The organism is bacterium (genome assembly GCA_035308905.1).
Lineage (GTDB): Bacteria > Sysuimicrobiota > Sysuimicrobiia > Sysuimicrobiales > Segetimicrobiaceae > DASSJF01.
Map to the genome: position 1 here is coordinate 1 of DATGFS010000017.1, position 18,639 is coordinate 18,639.

Genomic DNA, 18,639 nt, shown 5'->3' on the forward strand with positions numbered 1-18,639 from the left:
AGTTGACGCCCCGGACAACGTGACAGTTGCTGCAGTTTCTCTAGCCATCAACGCGTCTGGGGGAGTCTCGGTCAAGACGGTGGCGCTTTTGACCCCCGAAGAGATCGACCAAGCTGCGAAGAAGACGGTCAACTATCGCGCACCGGGCTCCTAGCAATACCGACAAGAGTGCCGCGAATTGAGGGGCATCCGGAGCAACGTCGGATGCCCTTTCCCTTTACCGCCATCCGATCCTGGGAGGCCGGGCCGATCGAGCATTGGTTTGACCGGACGACGAAATTCCTCGCCTCCGGCGCCGTCCCAAGGCGCAGCCTGCTGGAACGCGCCGTCCTCGCGGGCGCATCCACGCTCGCCGCGAAGACGACCGCCTTCGCCGCGTCAAACGGCGAAGTCGCCCAGCGGATCCCGCCGATCCTACCGGTGCCGCGCACCGTCGCCCCGTGCACGCTGCAGTACACGGCCGCGGGTACGACGACGACCACGTTCTCCGCGCAATCGGCCTATCAAGGCAAGCCTCTCGTGCTGCACGGCGTGCAAACTACTACCGGCCACCACGATCGCTCCGTAAGCCTGCACATCGAGGTCACGCACGGCGGCGCGCTTCTGTTCGAGTTGGTGCACAGCGCGCTGCAGGGCCGCGGCCCCGATCACCGCCGTGTCCTGGCGTCGCGCGGCGCCGTCACCTACGGCGCCGCCGTCCGCGGCGTAAGGCGCGTCCAGTACCTCGCAAGCGGCGGCACCGTGACGGGATTCATGGATGGGCGCGGCTTTGTGACCAATGTGCGCACGCCGGCCGCCCTTCGGTTTGCGGACAGACGCCCGGCTCCCGCGGCCGGCGTCGACCCGGGCCTGGCGGCGGCCGTGCGCGCGCTCTTCGCGAATGCGAGCAGCGAGATCCGAACCTGCCGGACAGTACGCGGGGACGCGCCGACCGGGCCGGCGCGCCGCGCGGAATTTCCGGCGCCGAACGACGGAACGAGCCGGCGGACGCTTCTGGCGCAGAGCGTGTCCGCGCTCGCTGCGCCCGTGTTGGTGGCGCAGGGTGCGGGCGTCTCCGGGCCGTGCCAAGACTGCATCAACAACTGCGACAAGAGATTTGGCGGCTGCGGCAGCGCGTCGGCCGGCGCCTGTCTCGCGACGCTTGGGATCGGCTGCGTCGTCGGCGTCGTCGCATGCGGATCCGACTGGATCGACTGCAACAACAACTGCAACCAGACCGGCGGGCCGTGCTGCAAACAGCAGTGCCCGCCCACCAACAATATCTGCTGCGCGGCCGAAGACACCTGCTGCTACGATACCTGTTGCGACCCGAGTACGCCGCTCTGCATCAACGCGGAAAACCTCACGGGCGGCACAGGCTACTGCTGTCCATCGGGTCAGATCGGATGCCCCGGCGTGGCGCCGCCCGCGGGCCAAGGCGGTATGAGCGTCCTCGTCAACACCTGCTGCCCGTCCGGTTCGACGTGCTGTAACGGGTCCTGCTGCGCCCCGGACCAGCATTGCGCCGATTCGCTGTGGGGCATCTGTTGTCCGACCGGGCAGCAGTGGTGCGCCACCGGCTTCACCGTCAGCACGACGAATGTCCTCACCGGCGTCACGAGCGTCGTGAATGCCATGGCGTGCTGCAACGGGACCTGCCTCAAGGACCCGGCGGGGAACCTGGTGTGCTGCCAGTCGGGGCAGGTCTGCGGCAGCACGTGCTGTTTGTCCGGCTGGCACTGTATGAGGACGAACAGCGGCGCCAGCGTTTGCTGCGACCACGGCCTGTGCGGCGGCGAATTGTGCTGCGGGGTCAACGACGTCTGCGCGAAGGTCGTCGATCCGAAGAACGGGATCACGAGCTACCGGTGCCAGCCGCCCGGCGTCAAGTGCGGGAACACCTACTGCGGGGTCGCAAACCCGGTGTGCTGCAACGGCGTCTGCTGCGCGTCGAATCAGACGTGCGTGAACGGGCGGTGCACGGGTCCGGCGTGCCCGCCGGGCCAGGTCCCTTGTCAGTACACGCCCAATCAGTGCTGTCCGCCGAAGTTCGTGTGCTGCGCCGGCGGCCCGACCGGCCACTCGTGCTGCAACCCGGCCACCCAGGTCTGCTGCGGCGGTCGCGGATGCCTGCCGTTGGGGACCCAATGCATCCAGTAACCGCGGGAGTGCTTCTCGCGCGGCTCGTGCTGGCGGCCGTCTTTTTGGTCGCGGGCACGGCGAAGCTCGCCGACCGCGCCGGATCGAGGCAGGCGATGCTCGACTTCGGCGTCCCGTCCGGGCTGGCGGCGCCGCTCGGCACGCTGGTGCCGGTCGCCGAGCTCATCACCGCGCTTGCGCTGCTGCCGGTGGGAACGGCGCGATGGGGCGCGCTCGGGGCGCTCGTGCTCCTGGTGCTCTTCACGGCGGCAATTGCCCTTGCGCTCGCGCGCGGCACCGCGCCCGCGTGCCGCTGTTTCGGGCAGCTCTCGGCGGCGCCGGTGGGACCCGGGACGCTCGTCCGGAACGGCATCCTGCTCGCCGCGGCGGCCTTCCTCACGGTGGGCGGCTGGAACGACCCCGGACCGAGCGTCGTCACGTTGGCCGGCTCGCTGATGACCCCCGGACGGTTGGCCGCGGCCGGGACCGCGGGTGCCCTCCTCTGCGGCGGGGCGCTCGTGGTCCTCATGCTGGAGATGCTGCGTCAGCAGGGGCGCATCTTGCTGCGATTGGAAGCCGTCGAGCAGTTGGTGGCGGCAGGGCAGATGGGACCCTTTGCGCCCGCGGCCGCCGCGCCGGCCACAGCACCTGCCGGATTGCCGGTGGGTGCCCCGGCGCCGCCGTTCAGTCTTAAGGACCTGGCCGGCGCCTCCAAAGATTTGCCCGGCCTTCTCGCCTTGGGACGCCCGATCGTGATGATGTTCGTGCATCCCCGGTGCGGTCCGTGCGAGGCGCTGATGCCGCAGATCGCGGAGTGGCAGCGCGCGGCGGACGGCGTCTTGACGATGCCGCTCATCAGCGAGGGCAGCCTCCGAGAGAATCGGGCCATGGCGGAGAAGCACGGCGCGTCGAGCGTCCTGCGGCAGCGCCGGTCCGAGGTCGGGACCGCGTATCGGGCTTTTGGAACGCCGTCGGCGGTCCTCGTCCAAGCCGACGGGACGATCGCGAGTCCGGTGATGAGCGGAGCCGAGGCGATTCGCGGCCTGGTCGACAGCGCGCTGGCCGCCCCGTCGCTCCCGTGGGAGGCGCGCCTCGCGGCCTGGGGATCGTCGAACGGCCACACCGCCCCCGCCGCGGCGGCTCCACCTCCGGCGCCGGGTCTCCGGCCGGGTGATGAGGCGCCGGCGTTTGCGCTGCCCGCTCTCGACGGTACACGGGTCCGCCTCGAGGACAGCCAGGGTGTCGAGCGGCTCCTCGTCTCCTGGAACCCGTCGTGCGGGTTCTGCCGGCAACTGCTCGAGCCGCTCAAGGCATGGGAAGCGAAGGTCCCGCTTTCGACTCTGAGGATGCTCGTCATTGCGCGAGGCGACACCGGCGAAATGGCGGCGGCCGGGTTCCGGTCGACGGTGGTGATGGATCACGACGGCAGCGTGAGCCGGGCGTTCGGCATGACCGGGACGCCCATGGCCGTGCTCGTCGACGCGCGCGGCCGCGTCGCTTCCGAGGTCGCCGTCGGGGCCGACGCCATTCTTCAAATCGTCCAACACCGATAAGCCGGCTCGTCTGACCGATCGCACCGCCATCGAGGGCGGCGCGGCTTCGGCCCTTCCGTGTTGCGCGGAAGGGTTTCTTGTTTCGTGATGGTCTATGGCCCGACGATTTCCGGCAAGAGATATACGAGGGCCGACATGGACTACAACACGGCGGTCAATCGAGACGGACCGGTGAACCCGCCGGCCGGCGGCAGCGCCCATGGATTCGGAACCGGTGCGGCGGCCGGTGCGGCGGCAACGCTTGTGCTGTTCGCATTCCGATTCGCAACGGGATCGCCGACGCCCGTCGAGGCGCTCGCCGAGCGGCTGGTCCGGCTGCTTCCGTATCCGGTGTTCGCATTCATCCTTGCGGCGCTTCAACATTTTGCGAAGCCGCTCGGCTTCGTGATCGCCGTTGCGACGAGCCTCATCGGATTCGGTGTCGGCGGCATGCTGTACGTGCGGGCCGTTGGGGAGACCCGGTGGCCGCGTCCGTTCCTCGGACTGGCGGCCGCGGCGGTGACCTGGGTCTCGCTTACCTATATTGTCCTGCCGATCATCGAGGGACAGGTTCTGGGAGTGCCCCTGACGACGGTTATCTCGGCCCCGGCGCTGCCCATGGCCATCGGCAGCCTGGTGTACGGATTCTTCCTGGCAACCCTGAACCGGCCCAAACCGGTTGGGATCAGAACGGACCGCCGGATCTCCGGTCTCGAAACCGCAGCATTGCGGGCCATGAGCCGGCGCGATCTCTTCCGCCGCTCCGCGTTGATCCTGCTCGTGGCCGCCGCCGCCTCTCGTCTCGGCCTCCGGTCAGAGGTGGTGGGAGCGCGGGTGGCGGCCGTTGCCTCCGGGGCGGCTGCCGTGGCCTCCGCGGTGCTCCGCCTGATCAAAGGGATGCCGCCTGAGGTCACCCCGAACGGCCGGTTCTATCAGGTTTCAAAAAACTATCCCTTCGATCCGACGGTGGACGTCGCCAAGTGGTCGCTTCAGGTCAAAGGTCTTGTCGCCAAGCCCCTCACACTCCCCTACGCCGAGTTTGTCCGGTCGGCGCCTTCTGTCGAGCGCTACCAGACGCTCGAATGCATCAGCAACGAAGTGGGGGGCGATCTGATCGGCAACGCCAGATGGAAGGGCATACGTGTTCGCGACATCCTCGCCCTGACGGAAATCCGGCCGGGGTCGACCGCGATCGTCTGGCACAGCGCGGACGGCTACTTCGAGTCGGTTCCCCTGGCGGTCGCGCTGGATCCAGAGTCGCTCCTTGCCTACGAGATGAACGGCGCACCGCTCCCGCAGCAGCACGGGGCGCCGGTGCGGGTGCTCCTTCCGAATCGGTATGGGACGAAACAGCCCAAGTGGCTCACCGGGATTGAAGCCGCGAATTCCGAGGTGACCGGGTACTGGGAGCATTGGCAGCACCAGCGCTTTGGCACGCAGGCCATCGTCAAGACGAGCAGCGCGTTCAGCGTCGAGGTGACAGACGGGGGCGTGGTCCGGTTCGGCGGGTGGGCGTTTGCCGGCAGCCGCGGTATTGCTCGGGTGGAGCTCAGCGCCGACCGCGGTGAGACGTGGTTCCAGGCGGCCGTCAAGGACGGGCTCGCCGCGAACACCTGGCAGTTCTGGTCGGCGGAATGGACGCCGCCGGCGCCCGGCGAGTATGCGTTGCAGGTTCGGGCCGTGGACGGTAGCGGGATGATGCAGCGTGGAAGCCTGCGGCGATTGCCGGACGGAGCGGAAGGATATCATGAGATCCGGCTCCACGTTGGCGGGTAACGCGCGCACGGAAAAGCTCTGACGTTCCGGCGGCGGAATCGTCGGAAAACACCGGGGCCGACCGGCGGCGCCGCCGGCCGGCCCCGGCTGTCGTGGGCTGACCTTAAGCCGCGATGGGCTCGAGCGGGGCTGCGGCCGGCTCGGCTTCAACCTGGACCGACACCATATACACGGGGCGCGTGTGGCCGTCCGCGCCGCCGCGGTGCCTGAGGCAGTAGGCGGCGACGACTTCTCCACCGTTGTGGGGGGCGATTTCCGTCTCTGCTCCGCACTCGGGACACCGAACGCGCGACATGTCGATTACCCCCTTTCGGGCAAGAGCCTCGGATCCGCGCGCCGGGATGTTCCCAGGTCGCTCACTCGGCGTCGCTGCCCGTTGGTGTGATGATACCCGCCACCCTTCAAAATCTCGCAAAGAACCTATGGGAAGATTGTGAAGACGGCGCGGCGGCAGGGCGGGAGGTCTTGAGGCGTCTGTTACATTACTAGACCCTAGGCGATTTCAGCAAAGGGGAGTGTCTCTGGTGGAGACCGTTGCGCTCACCCATCGCGCGGGAGTCTCAACGATCACCCTGAATCGTCCTCCGTTGAATCTCATCACGTCCCAGATGCTGCGCGAGCTCGAAGAGGCCTTCCACCAGGTGGCCGCGAGGGCTGAGACGCGCGCCGTCATCCTGACGGGAGCGGGGTCGCGGGCCTTCTGCGCCGGAGCCGACCTCCGCGACGAAGCGGAGCACACGGCCGAGGCCGGCCGGAAGTTCCGCGAGGCGGGCCGGCACATCGTCGACCGCATCGAGACGTTCCCAAAACCCGTCGTCGCCGCCGTCCGGGGCTGGTGCATCGGCGGCGGGACCGGCCTCGCCTGGGCCTGCGACATCCGCGTCGCCGCGGCCGGGGCGACCTTCCGCGCCGGCGACGTGTACTTGGGGATGATCCCGACCTGGAGCCTCGGGATGGTCAGGCTCGTGCATTACATCGGCCGCAACCGGTCCTTGGACGTCCTGCTGCTCGGAGAGGATCTGCCTGGACAGCGGGCCTTCGAGCTCGGGCTCGTGAGCCGCGTCGTTCCCGACGATGCGCTCGACGCCGAAGCCGGCCGAATCGCCGACCGCCTGTCGTCCGGCGCGCCGCTCGCAATGCAGGCGATCAAGGAGGGTGTCCACGCGCAGGCCCACGACGGCCTGAGCGAAGCCGCGGCGCTGGAAGAACGCTGGTCGCAGCGTATCCTCGGCTCTCACGACGCGCACGAGGGTATCGCGGCGTTCAAAGAAAAGCGAACGCCGGCATTCCAAGGACGGTAGGCGGCGGCGGGGATCTCGCCGTCTTGAGGCGCGACGGATGACCGGGGGTCACTCACGGGCGACGGTGCGGGACATTCTGCACCCCGCATCGGTCGCCGTGTTCGGCGCGTCCGAGAACGTGGCGAAGTTCGGCGGGCGAATCATGCACTATCTGGTCAAGCACGGCTTCGGCGGACGGATCGTGCCGATCAATCCGGGCCGGGCAGCGGTGCTGGACCGCCCGTGCTACGCGCGCATCGGGGAGGCGCCGGGGCCCGTCGACGTGGCGATCCTGGCGGTCCCTCCGGAGGCGGTCGTTCCCGCGGTCGCCGAGTGCGCGGACGCCGGCGTCCGCTGCTGTGTCGTCATGACGACCGGCTTTGCCGAGGCCGGCGCCGACGGCGCCGCGCGCCAGGACGCGCTCGTCGAGATCGTGCGCCGGTCGGGCCTGCGCCTCGTCGGCCCCAACTGCATGGGGCTGATCAATCCGCATCACCACCTGGCCCTCACGTCGTCCCTGGTGCTGGACGTGGAATCGCTGCTGCGGGGCCGGGTCGGTCTCATCAGCCAAAGCGGCGCCCTGATGGTGTCGATGTACAATCGCGCGCACGACGCGGGCATCGGGTTCAGCGCCTGCGTGTCGCTCGGCAATCAAGCGGACGTCGAGATCTGCGACGTCCTCGAGTATATGCTGGACGACCCGGGGACGAACGCAATCTGTCTCTATGTGGAAGGCTTCCGCGACGTGCGGCGATTCCTGGCCCTGGCGGAGGACGCCCGCGTGCGGGAGAAGCCCCTCGTGGTGATGAAGGCCGGCCGCACCGACGTCGGAGTGCGGGCCGCCCGCTCGCACACCGCGAGCCTCGCCGGCTCATACGCCGTTTTCGAGGCGGCGTGCCGGGAGCGCGGCGTTCTGCTGACCGATGATCCCGACGGCATGATCCTGGCGGCGGACGTGCTCGGGCGGTGGCCCGCGAGAGGAGAGGATCGCCTCGCGGTGCTGTCACCGTCCGGCGGGGGCGCCGCGATCGCCGTCGACCGCGTGACCGAGGCAGGTATTCGCCTGGCCGCGCTCCAGCCCGGCACGAAGCAGGGGCTGCTCGAGATTCTCCTTCCGCCGCAGGCCGACAACCCGATCGACCTGGGCGGGCGCCGCGACGGGGATCCGATCGCGACGGCAGAGCGGGCGATGTCGCTCCTCGCGGGCGACGCCGGGGTGGGCGCCGTGCTGGTGGCCCTGACGACGGTGCCGTTCTACGAGGACACGACGCGGGCGCTCGCGTCGGCGGGGTTGCGGAGCGGGAAGCCGGTTCTCTTTGCGGTGACGCCCGGGTCGGCGGCCGACGGCCCGCGCCGCATCCTTCGCGAGCTCGGCTGCCGGTATTACGACCGCCTGGACGATGCGCTTCGGGTCGCGAAACTGTGGACCGCGTACCGCCGAGCGCCGCCAAGTTTCCCGTCCGCGGCCGTCCGTCCCACGCTCGCCGCGGGCGCGCGCGAGATGCTGCGGCGGCTCCCGGCAGGGACGCTCACGGCACCGGAGGTCCGAGCGGTCCTCGAAGCCTACGGCATTCCAGTCGCGAGGGAGAGAGTGGCGGCAGGGGTCGAGGAGGCGGTCGCTGCCGCCGAGTCGCTCGGGTATCCCGTCGCGCTCAAGGCTCTCTGCCGGGGCCTCGTTCACAAGAGCGATGCCGGCGCCGTCCACCTTGGATTGGCCGATGCCGGCGCCGTCGCCCGGGCGTGGGATGCGATCGCGGCCGCGGTGCGCCGGCTGTCCGGCGTGGAACTCGAAGGCTGCGTGGTACAGGAGATGGCGGCCGGCGAGGCGGAGGTGATCGTCGGCGCCAAGCGCGACGAGCAGTTCGGGCCCGTCCTGCTCGTGGGATGGGGCGGGCTGCTGGTCGAAGTCCTGCGCGACGTCCAGGTGGCCCCGGCGCCGATCACTCCGCAGCGCGCCGTAGTGTTGTTGCAGGGCCTGCGGCTATGGCCGGTGCTGTCCGGCGTACGGGGACGGCCGCCGCTGGATGTGGAGCGTCTCGCGGAGATCGCCAGCCGCGTGAGCTGGCTGGCCGCGGATCTGGGCGACCGGCTGATCGAGTTGGATGTGAATCCGATCGTCGTCCGCGCGGCGGGGAAGGGCGCGGTCGCCGTGGACTCGCGCGCGACCCTCGGCCCGCTCCCGGCCGGGGCGGGCGGTTGACCGGCAGCAACGCAGAACGGAGGAACGCCATGAGCGAGAGGGACCGCGCGGGTCAGGGACACGAGACGCGGGCTACCGTCGGTGTGGCCGCGGCGCAGCGCGCGCAGTCCGCCGCGAAGCGCATGACCGGCGGCCAGGCTCTCGTGGAGAGCCTCAAAATTCAAGGCGTTGATGTGCTCTTCGGGCTTCCGGGGGTGCAGCTGGACGGCGCCTTCGATGCGCTGTGGGAGGCGCGCGACGCGATTCGCGTCTACCACACACGGCACGAGCAGGCGGCCTCCTACATGGCCGACGGCTACGCGCGCACGACCGGACGGGTGGGGACGTGTCTTGTGGTTCCGGGCCCCGGGATCTTGAACGCGGCGTCCGGCCTCTCGACGGCGTACGCCTGCTCCGCACCGGTGCTCTGCATCGCGGGACAGATTCCGTTTAGCTACATCGGACGCGGCTCCGGGATGCTGCATGAGATCCCGGACCAATTGGGCGCCGCGCGGTCCTTCACGAAATGGGCCGGCCTGGCGGCGCGCCCGGAAGACGTCCCGGGCGTGGTGCATGAGGCGTTCCGGCAGCTGCGCAGCGGCCACGTGCGCCCCGTGTCTGTCGAGGTTCCACAAGACACGCTCCAGAACTCGGGCGAGGTGGTGCTCCCCGCCCGCGTGGAGCCCGAGCGAGAAGGCGGCGATCCCGACGCGATCGAGGCGGCGGCCGAACGGCTGGGCCGCGCCGAACGGCCGGTCATCTTCACCGGCGGCGGCGTGCTGCGCTCCGGCGCGTGGACGGCTCTCGAGCGGCTGGCCGAGATGCTCGAGGCGCCGGTGATCATGTCGAGCAGCGGCCGCGGCGCGATCTCGGACCGGCACTACCTCGCGCAGACCATGGTCGCCGGACCGGAGCTGCTGCCGCCGGCCGATGTCGTGCTCGTGGTGGGTACTCGGTTCCTGCAGCCGGCGCAGTCCAAGTGGAGGCCGCGGGCCGACCAGACGGTAATTCAGGTCGACGTCGACCGGGACGAGATCGGGCGGAACTGCCCGGTGACCGCCGGGATCGTGGGCGACGCGGACCTGGTGCTGCAGGACCTGCTGTCGCGAATCCCTCGGCACAACCGCGGGCGCGCCTCCCGCCGGGAAGAGTGCGAGGCGGTCAGGCGCAAGGTCGAAGAAGCGCTCGGCGCGCTGGAGCCGCAGCGATCGTACGCGCACGCGATCCGCGACGCGCTGCCCGAGGACGGGATCGTGGTCAGCGGCGTCACGCAGCTTGGGTATTGGATTCAGTTTGGAACGTTTCCCATCTACCGGCCGAGGACGCTCATTACCCCGGGCTACCAGGGCACCCTCGGGTACGAATACGGCACGGCCCTCGGCGCGCAGGTGGGCGCTCCGGCGCAGCGGGTCGTCGCGATCTGCGGCGACGGGGGCTTCATGTACCAGGTTCAGGAGCTGGCCACCGCGATGCTGCACCGCATCAATGCGATCGCGATCGTGTTCAACGACGGCGCGTTCGGCAACGTGCGGCGCATGCAGGAGCAGCTCTACGGGGGCCATCTGATCGCGTCAGACTTGTATAATCCGGATTTCATGAAGCTCGCGGACGCGTTCGGAGTCAGAGGTCTGCGGGCGGACGGCCCGGACGGGCTCCGGACCCAGCTGGCTGCGGCGTTGCGCGACGATGCGCCGGCCCTGATCGAGGTCCCGGTCGGGCCGATGCCGTTCCCGTGGCCGGTGATTCGGCCGGGGATCGAGCGGTAGGGCTCAGTTCCGCGCCAGCGCCTCCCGGAAGAGCGCGAGGACCTTCGGCCAGGAGTCCGCGGCCGCCGCGGCGTTGTCCCTCGGATTGCCGCCGAACGCCAACGACCGCCCGGCGAGCGGGTGCAGTGACGCCGCGACCGTCGCCGGCAGGCCGGGCTGGCCGATGAGATGGCCGGCCCCCGGATACGACAGGTGCGAGTACGGGAACCGGTGCTGATGCCGCGCGAGCCGCTTCATGGCGATGTCTGCGAGCACAGGTGACGGCCACATCTGATCGTCCTGTCCCGAGATCAACAATACGGGTCCGTTGATTCGCTCCACCGGGATCTCGGCGGCTTCGGCCGCGGCCCGGTCCTCGAGCGCCCGCAGGAAGAACGGCGTGAGGGCGAGCGGCTCCGGCGCCGGCGCCGGCTCTTCCATCCGGTCCGCATCCCGCGAGGCGATGAACGGCTGGGCCGCCTTGCCCTTGTAGATCCACGCCGGTCTCCGCCTCGCTTCGCGCAGGCCGCCGCCCGAGATGCCGGCATGGGCGACACCGCTGGGAACGTACCCCACCACCGCGCTGAAGTCGGAAAACGTCGAGCCGAGCAGCAGCGCGAGCTCTCCGCCGCGCGAGGCGCCCATGACCCCGAGTGGCCGCCCGGCCACGGCTTCGTGGCGGCGCAGCCACCGGATCGCCGTTTCAAAATATTCGAGCGGAATCTCCGCGAGCGACTCGGGAAGATGCCCCGCCCGGAAATAGGCGAGCGCGAGCCCGGCGAAGCCGTGCGACGCCAGCAGGGCCGCGGGGCCTTCGGGCACGCCGCCGCCGGATCCGGGCACGACCACCACGGCCGGGCGCGGCGCGGCACCGGCAGGCCGGAAGAAGGTGGCGACGAGGCCGTTGTCGCGCACTTCCGTTCGGGAGACGCCGGGCCCGGCGAACAAGCGGCTGACGCGTGCAGAACCGGCCCGCTCACCGCCCGACTCCGCGATGAACTCGGTCTCGAGCGGGGACGCGTTCGTCCATCCCCCACCGGGCTCGCCGTCCGCCAACCGCATGGACCAGAGGAGCCCTCGGGCGTCCGCGGCGTCGTACGTTCCGGCGAGCGGACGCCTGTTCGCGACCTCGACGTCTCCGCGGTCATCGGCCTCGAACGCCGCGTGGGATTCCCATCGGCGCCCCAGGCCGTCGCGCATCCGCGCGCGCACGACGACGGATTGGCCCGGGCGGCCGCCGGACACAACAATGCCCAGCGGATCGTCCACCAGCGGCTGGGACGGCGTCACGGTCACGCGAACGCTGGTTGCTTCGGTCACGCCTTCGAGTGTATCAACCGGTCGGGGCGCCGCGCGGCCCCCGCAAAGGTCACCCGATCTTGTCTGGTGAAAGATGGTCGAGGCCCGCTCGTTGACTCGCCGCACGGTGCGCGCGCCGGGGAGACTGGATGAGCACGCGGATCCGTTGGAGCAGCCGCCGTGCCGCCGCGGTGCCGTATGTGTAGGCGCGGCGCGGCCGCGATCCTGAGGCAGCTCTAATGCCGGTCCGGCGGCGCTGCTGGTGGGCGGCCGGCGATCCGCTGCTGATCGCCTATCACGATGCCGAGTGGGGCAGGCCCGTCCACGACGACCGCGCGCTGTTTGAGCTCTTGATCTTGGAAGGGGCGCAGGCCGGCCTGAGCTGGATGACGATTCTCCGCAAGCGCCCGCAGTACCGCGCCGCGTTCGCGCAGTTCGATCCGGAGGCGGTCGCCCGCTTCGACGCCGGGCGGCGCCGGCGGCTTCTGCGCGATCCCGGGCTGGTGCGAAACAGGTTGAAGATCGACGCCGCGGTGACGAACGCGCGGGCCGTGCTCGCGGTGCGAGAGGAGTGCGGAAGCTTCGACGCCTACGTGTGGCGGTTCGTCGACGGCGCGCCCATCCGCCGGATCCGCCGCAGCCCGCGGGACGTTCCGGCCGAAACGCCGGAGTCGCGCGCGATGAGCAAAGACCTGCGGGGGCGGGGCTTCGCCTTCGTGGGCCCCACCATCTGTTACGCGTTCATGCAGGCGGCCGGACTCGTGGACGATCATCTCGTGACGTGCTTCCGACACTCCGCCGGTCGCCGGGCAGCGGCACACCCTTGAGCGAAGTCTGCGCCGCCTCCATCGACGGGAAGACCGGAATCATCTGGAAGAAGTTCAGCGTCTCGATGACGTGCTGAACCCGGTCCCGGGGATTGACCAGCACCATGAGACGGTCGTTCTCGCGGCACACCCGGCGGTGAACGAGGAACTCGCGAAACCCTGTGCTGTCGATGAAGGTGACGTCGGTGAGGTCCACGATCACGTGGTGGCCGAGCGCGACCGCTTCGTCCAGCGCGCCTCGAAGAATCGGCACCGTCGAGAGGTCGATCTCGCCGTGCGGGTGGACGACGTTGGCAAAGGACGCTTCATTCACCTGGCAGGTCAAGAGCGGATGTTCCATCTGAGCCACGCCCCCAGCGCAGACGTTGGCGGCGCCCGGGACCGCCTCAAAACTCCTGCGCGACTGAAATTTACCCGCCTCCGCTCCGGCGGAAACGCGGCGAAGCGAGGCGGTTGAGATGGAGACGGGCGGCCCCGATGCGCCTCAGGCCGCCGCGGCGGCGGAGCGGCTGGCGCTGTTGGATTGGAAGCGGAGGGTGTCGGCGCTGTACCAGGCGGTCCGGACGTCCCCGGAGCCGCCGGCGGCCTGGACCTCGTGGCGCGCGGCGAGAGACGACCTGTTCCGGAATCATCCGCAATCCCCGGTGCCCGTGCCCGACCGCGGGCGTCTCGCCGTCGCCTACTATCCCTACGATCCCGCCGCGCGGGCCCTCGCGGAGGTGGCCGCCGTTGCGCCGGTCTCGCGCGACGTCACCGCGAGCGACGGGGGGACCTACCAATTCACGCGGTTCGCCGACGCCCGGTTCACGCTGTTCGGCCACTCGGTGACGCTCGGCCTGTACTGGCTGGAGGGGTACGGCGGCGGGCTGTTCCTTCCGTTTCGCGACGCGACGAACGGCGCCGGGACCTACGGCGGCGGCCGCTACCTGCTCGACACGGTCAAAGGGGCGGACCTGGGCGTCCGGGAGGGACGCCTCGTCCTGGACTTCAATTTTGCTTATAATCCATCGTGCGCGTACGATTCCCGCTGGAGTTGCCCGCTCGCGCCCCCGGAGAACCGGTTGACGATCGCGGTGCAGGCCGGCGAGCGCGCTCCGGGAGCACCTGTCGAGGAGGCGACCGATGTCTGACACAAGCCGCGCGGCGGCGGTACTGGACGTCATCCGGGGCCGGCGCAGCGTGCCCAAACTGAAGCCCGATCCCGTGCCCCACGATCTGGTGGCGCGTCTCTTGGACGCCGCGGTCTGGGCGCCCAATCACCGCGTGACCGAGCCGTGGCAGTTCTTCGTGCTCGAAGGCGAGTCCAAGCGGCGCTTCGCCGAGATCCGGCGCGACGCGCGGCGCAAGGCCATGCCGAACCCCGACGCCCCGGAAGTGCAGGCGGCGCTCGACAAAGTGTACCGCGACACGGTGGAGACGCCGTTGATCATCGCCGTGACCTCGCACCTGCCGGACGATCCCGAGGCGCGGGAGGAAGACATCTGGGCCACGTACGGCGCGGCGTACGCGTTCATGCTCGGCGCCTGGGCCGAGGGGCTGGGAACCTATTTCCGGACGGGCGCGATTCGGGACGATCCGGCGCTGCGGCGCCTGCTCGGGCTGCCGGACAACCGCCGAGTCATCGGCCTCGTCTACGCGGGCTATCCCGTGGACGTCCCGGCGCGCCGCCGCACGCCGGCCGCGGAGAAGACGGTCTGGCTCCGCTAGGCTAGCGGCCGCCCTCCACGTAGGGGAGTACGTCGTCGATCACGCGGCGCAGCTGGCCCATCTGGTCCCAGCCGGTGCAGCGCAGCCCGATCGTGTTGATGCCCATCCGCGCGTACACGTTGAGATGCTCGATACACTGCTTCGGCGAGCCGGCCGCCGTCCAGCTCTCCACCCGGTCCGGCTTGAAGTCCACCGTGTAATAGGCGTCGAGAAACTTCTTCGACTCGTCGAGCGCCGCGCGGCGGTCCTCGTTGACGTTGATGTTGTGGTAGACGCTCGTTTCCAGCTCGTCGGGGTTCCGGCCGAGCTCGCGCGCCTTCTGGCGGATGTCGTTGAGCCGCCACTCCACATCTTCCGGATCGGACAGCGACGTCTGCCAGCCGTCGGCGTGCCGGGCGACCCGAAGGTGCGTGCGCTCGATGCGGTCGCGCGGCCCCGTGGCGTTGTTGGCGATCCAGATCGGCGGCCGGGGCTTGGCCGCGGGCTTCGGCTCGATCGTAATGCCCTGCAGGCGGTAGTGCTTGCCTTCGAAGGTGACCTCGTCTTCAGTCCACAGCTTTTTCAAGATTGTGATCCACTCGACCATGCGCTCGACGCGGGCTTTGCCGTCGACGCCGTAGTGCGCGGCTTCCACCGCGCCGCCCGCCTGGGGCACGATGCCGGTGCAGGCCATGAGGAGCGTGCGGCCGCCCGCCAGCAGATCCAGGCTCGCCCACTGGTACGCGAGCAGGACCGGATCCCGCAGCGGGAAGCTGGCCATGCAGGCCGGCGCGAGGCGAACGCGCTTCGTGCGTGCGGCGATGCCGGCCAAGAGCGTGATCGACTCCATCCGCGGCTTGCCCAGCAGGCTGTCGCCGACCCACACGTCGCTGTACCGTCCCGATCGCTCGGCGGTCTCGGCCATCTGCAGCATTTGCTCGGGGGTGGTGACGCCGTAGAGCACGCCGCGGTTCGGCAGCGTCAGCGCGAACTTCATCGGTCCGCTCACCTCATTCTGTTGACTGTTCGTGCAGGGTTATCGTTGGCCGGACGATGATTTTGGGAGGGGGGTTCGATTACCCTTTTGTCACGCCGTCCAGGGAGGTCGAGGAGTGAAGATTGGCTTGAGCCTGCCGAATCGTGGCGTACTGTTCGGAGCCATTTCCGTGGACGAGATCTTGGAGTTGAGTGAAATCGCCGACCGGACGGAGGCGTTCGACTCGGTCTGGGTCGGCGACAGCCTGATCGCGAAGCCCCGGCTCGAGGCGGTGGCGACGCTGTCCGCGATCGCGGCGAGAACGACGCGCGTGCGCCTGGGGACGGCGTGCATGGCGAGCTTTGTCTACCGGAATCCCATTATCTTCGCGATTCAGTGGGCCACCCTCGACGTCCTGAGCCGGGGACGCGCGCTCTTGTGCGCGTGCATGGGGGCGAGCGGCGGCGAGGGCATGGGCGAAGCGCACGACGAGGTGCAGGTGCTCGGGTTTCATCCCAAGGAGCGGGTGAGCCGTTTCGAAGAGGGCGTCGAGGTTGTGCGCCGGCTGCTCAACGAGGCGCCGGTGACGCACGAGGGGGCCCACTACCGGTTCGAGGATCTTACGCTCGAGCCGCGTCCGGTGCAGCGGCCGCTGCCGGTGTGGGTCGCGAACGAGCCGAACCTGGACAAGCCCGACCTGGCGGACCGGCAGTGCCGGCGGGTGGCGTCGCTTGGCGACGGATGGATGACGGACGGCGGGCCGACGCCGGCGGTGTTCGCGGCGCGGTGGCAATTGCTCTCCCACCACCTGCGCGACGCCGGCCGCGACCCGAACGCGTTTCCCACCTCGTACCACATGATGATCAACATCAACGACGATCCGCGGCGCGCCTGGGACGATGGGGTGGGCTTCCTGACGCGCTACTACGGCCCGCTGCGCGACGACTTTCTGCGGATCTGGCTGGCCGCCGGGCCGGCCGAGGAAGTCGCCGCGCGGATTCAGGCGTACGTCGACGCGGGCTGCCGGCTGCCGATTCTGCGGTTCGCCGCGTGGGATGCGCCGGTGCAGATCCGCCGGTTTCTCGACGCCGTGTACCCGCGGCTCAAGGCCGCGCCGGCGACACCGGCGTAGGTCGCGCGGCGGTGAGAAGCCGCCTGACCATCGCGGGCGTGATCGGCACGGTGTCGATCGTGACGCCGAACGGCCGGAGCGCGTCTTCGACGGCGCAGGCGATCACGGCGTAGGCGGGGATCGTGCCGCCTTCGCCCGCGCCGCGGGCGCCGAGCGGGTTGAGCGCGCTCGGCGTTTCCAGGTGGTCGAGCTCGATCGACGGGGCGCCGAGGGCCTTCGGCAGCGCGTAGTCCGCGAGCGACGCCGCGAGCGGCTGGCCACGGGCGTCGTAGCCGAGCGCCTCGCGAAGCGCGCCGCCGATGCCCTGGACGGTGCCGCCCGCGATCTGGCCTTCCACGGCCGCCGGCTGCAGCACTCGCCCGCAGTCGTGGGCGACCACGTAGCGGAGGATGCGGATCTCGCCGGTTTCGGGGTCAACTTCGACGACGGCGGCGTGCACGCCGCTCGCGTACGTCGCCCCGGCCGGCGCGAAATGGCACGCGGCCTCGAGGCCCGGCCCGTCAGGAAGCAGCAGGGGCCTCCGTCCGGAGGCGGTCGCGCGGGCCAGATCGGCCAGGCTGATGCCCCGCTCCGGCGCACCGGCCACGAACGCCCGGCCCTCCGCGAGACGGATGTCGGCGGGCCGGGCTTCCAGCGTCCGCGCGGCCGCGTGGATGACCCGCTCCTTCACGCGCCGAGCCGCCTCCGCCACCGCTGATCCGGCCACGACCGCGGCGCGGCTTCCCCACGTCCCGACGCCGTACGGCACCGCCGCGGTGTCCCCGAGCCGGACCCGAATCCGCTCCGCCGGCACGCCAAGCGCTTCGGCGCAGATGCCGGCGAGGAGCGTTTCGAGTCCCTGCCCCTGAGAGCAGATGCCCGACGCGACGGTCACCCCTCCGCCGCCGTCGATCCGGACGAGGGCGGTCTCAAACGTGCCGGCGCCGGTCGCTTCCATGTAGCAGGCGACGCCGGCGCCGAGGTACCGTCCGGCCCGGCGTTGCGCGGCCTGTTCGCGGCGAAAGGCCGGAAGGTCGAGGCGGGCCAGGGCGCGGTCGAGACACGACGCACAGCTCCCCGCGTCGTATACGACGTCGCCCGCGCCGGCAAGGGTGATGCCGGTCCGGTAGGGAAACGCCTCGGGCCGCACGAGATTGCGCCGCCGCAGCTCCGCCGGGTCGAGATCGAGCGAGCGGGCCGCGCGATCCATGGCGCGTTCGAGCGCGAACACGGCTTCCGGCTGCCCCGCGCCGCGGTAGGGGATGGCGGGCGGCTTGTTGGTGAAGACCGAGGTGGCATGCAGGTCGAGCGCCGGAATCCGGTACGGACCGGCGAGGCTCGCCAGCGTGACGAGCGGCAGCCGCAGGCCGTACGGCGTGTAGGCGCCGTTGTCGTGCAGCACATGATCGCGCAGCCCCAGGATCCTCCCGTCGGTCGCGAGCGCGAGCGCGATGCGGTGCCGCTGCCCCCGGCTGTGCCCGGTCAGCACGAGATGCTCGTGCCGGGACTCGATCCACTTGACCGGCCGCCCGGTGGTCAGCGCGAGATGAGCGCAGAGCACCTCTTCAGGCGCCAAACAGAGTTTGCTGCCGAAGGCGCCGCCGACGTCCGGTGCTACGACACGGATGCTCTCCTCGGAGCGGTCCAGCGCGAGCGCGAGGCCCAAGCGGATCACGTGGGGCACCTGCGTCGACGTCCACACGGTCAACAGATCGTCCGCCGGATCGTACTGCGCCACGACGCCGCGTGTTTCGATCGGCTGGGCGGAGCTGCGCGGCATCTCGAGATCGAGCTCGACCGTAACGGCCGCCCGCGCGAACGCCTCATCCGGTTGCCCGACCGTCGTCTGCCAGATGCCGACGATGTTGTCTGCGCAGCCGTCGTGGAGCGGCGGCGTACCGTCGCCGGCGGCCTGCCGCGGATCCGCCGCCACTGGAAGCGGCTCGTATTCCACGGCCACGGCCGCCGCCGCGTCGGCCGCGGTGTACGGTGTGCCGGCTAGGACGGCCGCGACCGCTTCGCCGGCGTAGCGCACCCGGTCCGGTGCGAGTGGGCGCTGCGTCACGGCGCATCGCGGCGCGGGCGACGCGACCATCGGCATCAACGGGCG

Annotated in this window: 16 protein-coding genes; 11 read left to right on the plus strand and 5 right to left on the minus strand. The window is 70.2% G+C overall.

The genetic code is table 11. The features are described from left to right. The 4 genes from VKT83_04825 to VKT83_04840 all read left to right on the plus strand — a co-directional run. Positions 1-154, plus strand: a 154-nt coding sequence (locus tag VKT83_04825) for a GYD domain-containing protein (protein ID HLY21774.1), incomplete at its 5' end; no start/stop codon positions are given. 50 nt (positions 155-204) lie between these two features. After that, positions 205-2,139, plus strand: coding sequence for a hypothetical protein (locus VKT83_04830; protein ID HLY21775.1), 1,935 nt, complete (start codon positions 205-207; stop codon positions 2,137-2,139). 8 nt (positions 2,140-2,147) lie between these two features. Next, on the plus strand, positions 2,148-3,671 hold the full coding sequence (locus VKT83_04835) for a TlpA family protein disulfide reductase (protein HLY21776.1): 1,524 nt from the start codon (positions 2,148-2,150) through the stop codon (positions 3,669-3,671). Between the two features lie 135 nt (positions 3,672-3,806). Further along, a complete protein-coding gene (locus tag VKT83_04840) occupies positions 3,807-5,426 on the plus strand; it encodes a molybdopterin-dependent oxidoreductase (GenBank protein HLY21777.1) in 1,620 nt (539 codons plus the stop codon). 103 nt (positions 5,427-5,529) lie between these two features. Here the strand turns inward: VKT83_04840 and VKT83_04845 are convergent, their stop codons facing one another. After that, a complete protein-coding gene (locus tag VKT83_04845) occupies positions 5,530-5,721 on the minus strand; it encodes a hypothetical protein (protein HLY21778.1) in 192 nt (63 codons plus the stop codon). Between the two features lie 229 nt (positions 5,722-5,950). On the opposite strand from VKT83_04845, the gene VKT83_04850 reads away from it, so the two are divergent. The 3 genes from VKT83_04850 to VKT83_04860 are packed head-to-tail and all read left to right on the plus strand — an operon-like array spanning position 5,951 to position 10,651. Then, positions 5,951-6,727 carry an enoyl-CoA hydratase/isomerase family protein gene (locus VKT83_04850; GenBank protein ID HLY21779.1) on the plus strand — a complete coding sequence of 259 codons (777 nt, stop codon included), beginning with the start codon at positions 5,951-5,953 and terminating at the stop codon, positions 6,725-6,727. A 37-nt stretch (positions 6,728-6,764) separates the two neighbouring features. Next, on the plus strand, positions 6,765-8,906 hold the full coding sequence (locus tag VKT83_04855) for an acetate--CoA ligase family protein (protein HLY21780.1): 2,142 nt from the start codon (positions 6,765-6,767) through the stop codon (positions 8,904-8,906). Positions 8,907-8,935: 29 nt separating this feature from the next. Beyond that, the gene (locus tag VKT83_04860; protein HLY21781.1) at positions 8,936-10,651 is read left to right on the plus strand and encodes a thiamine pyrophosphate-dependent enzyme; all 1,716 of its coding nucleotides are present in this window, start codon (positions 8,936-8,938) and stop codon (positions 10,649-10,651) included. A 3-nt stretch (positions 10,652-10,654) separates the two neighbouring features. Here VKT83_04860 and VKT83_04865 read toward each other — a convergent pair whose 3' ends face one another. Then, positions 10,655-11,950 (minus strand): acyl-CoA thioesterase/bile acid-CoA:amino acid N-acyltransferase family protein, encoded by a 1,296-nt coding sequence (locus VKT83_04865; protein HLY21782.1) that lies wholly within the window; start codon positions 11,948-11,950, stop codon positions 10,655-10,657. A 218-nt stretch (positions 11,951-12,168) separates the two neighbouring features. Here VKT83_04865 and VKT83_04870 point away from each other — a divergent pair, with 218 nt between their 5' ends. After that, a complete protein-coding gene (locus VKT83_04870) occupies positions 12,169-12,756 on the plus strand; it encodes a DNA-3-methyladenine glycosylase I (protein ID HLY21783.1) in 588 nt (195 codons plus the stop codon). On the opposite strand, the gene VKT83_04875 is transcribed toward VKT83_04870, so the two are convergent. Then, positions 12,671-13,096, minus strand: coding sequence for an STAS domain-containing protein (locus VKT83_04875; GenBank protein ID HLY21784.1), 426 nt, complete (start codon positions 13,094-13,096; stop codon positions 12,671-12,673). The two genes, VKT83_04870 and VKT83_04875, sit on opposite strands and share 86 nt — an antisense overlap. A 118-nt stretch (positions 13,097-13,214) precedes the next feature. On the opposite strand from VKT83_04875, the gene VKT83_04880 reads away from it, so the two are divergent. Together VKT83_04880 and VKT83_04885 are read left to right on the plus strand one after the other, a co-directional pair. After that, positions 13,215-13,886, plus strand: a complete 672-nt coding sequence (locus tag VKT83_04880; protein ID HLY21785.1) for a DUF1684 domain-containing protein — start codon at positions 13,215-13,217, stop codon at positions 13,884-13,886. After that, on the plus strand, positions 13,879-14,463 hold the full coding sequence (locus VKT83_04885) for a nitroreductase (GenBank protein ID HLY21786.1): 585 nt from the start codon (positions 13,879-13,881) through the stop codon (positions 14,461-14,463). Before VKT83_04880 ends, VKT83_04885 begins: the two co-directional genes overlap by 8 nt. A 1-nt stretch (position 14,464) precedes the next feature. Here VKT83_04885 and VKT83_04890 read toward each other — a convergent pair whose 3' ends face one another. Beyond that, positions 14,465-15,439, minus strand: coding sequence for an LLM class flavin-dependent oxidoreductase (locus tag VKT83_04890; protein HLY21787.1), 975 nt, complete (start codon positions 15,437-15,439; stop codon positions 14,465-14,467). Positions 15,440-15,608: 169 nt separating this feature from the next. Between VKT83_04890 and VKT83_04895 the strand changes: the two genes are divergently transcribed. Continuing rightward, a complete protein-coding gene (locus VKT83_04895) occupies positions 15,609-16,550 on the plus strand; it encodes an LLM class flavin-dependent oxidoreductase (GenBank protein HLY21788.1) in 942 nt (313 codons plus the stop codon). Here the strand turns inward: VKT83_04895 and VKT83_04900 are convergent. Then, positions 16,522-18,639, minus strand: a 2,118-nt coding sequence (locus VKT83_04900) for a molybdopterin cofactor-binding domain-containing protein (protein ID HLY21789.1), incomplete at its 5' end; no start/stop codon positions are given. The two genes, VKT83_04895 and VKT83_04900, sit on opposite strands and share 29 nt — an antisense overlap.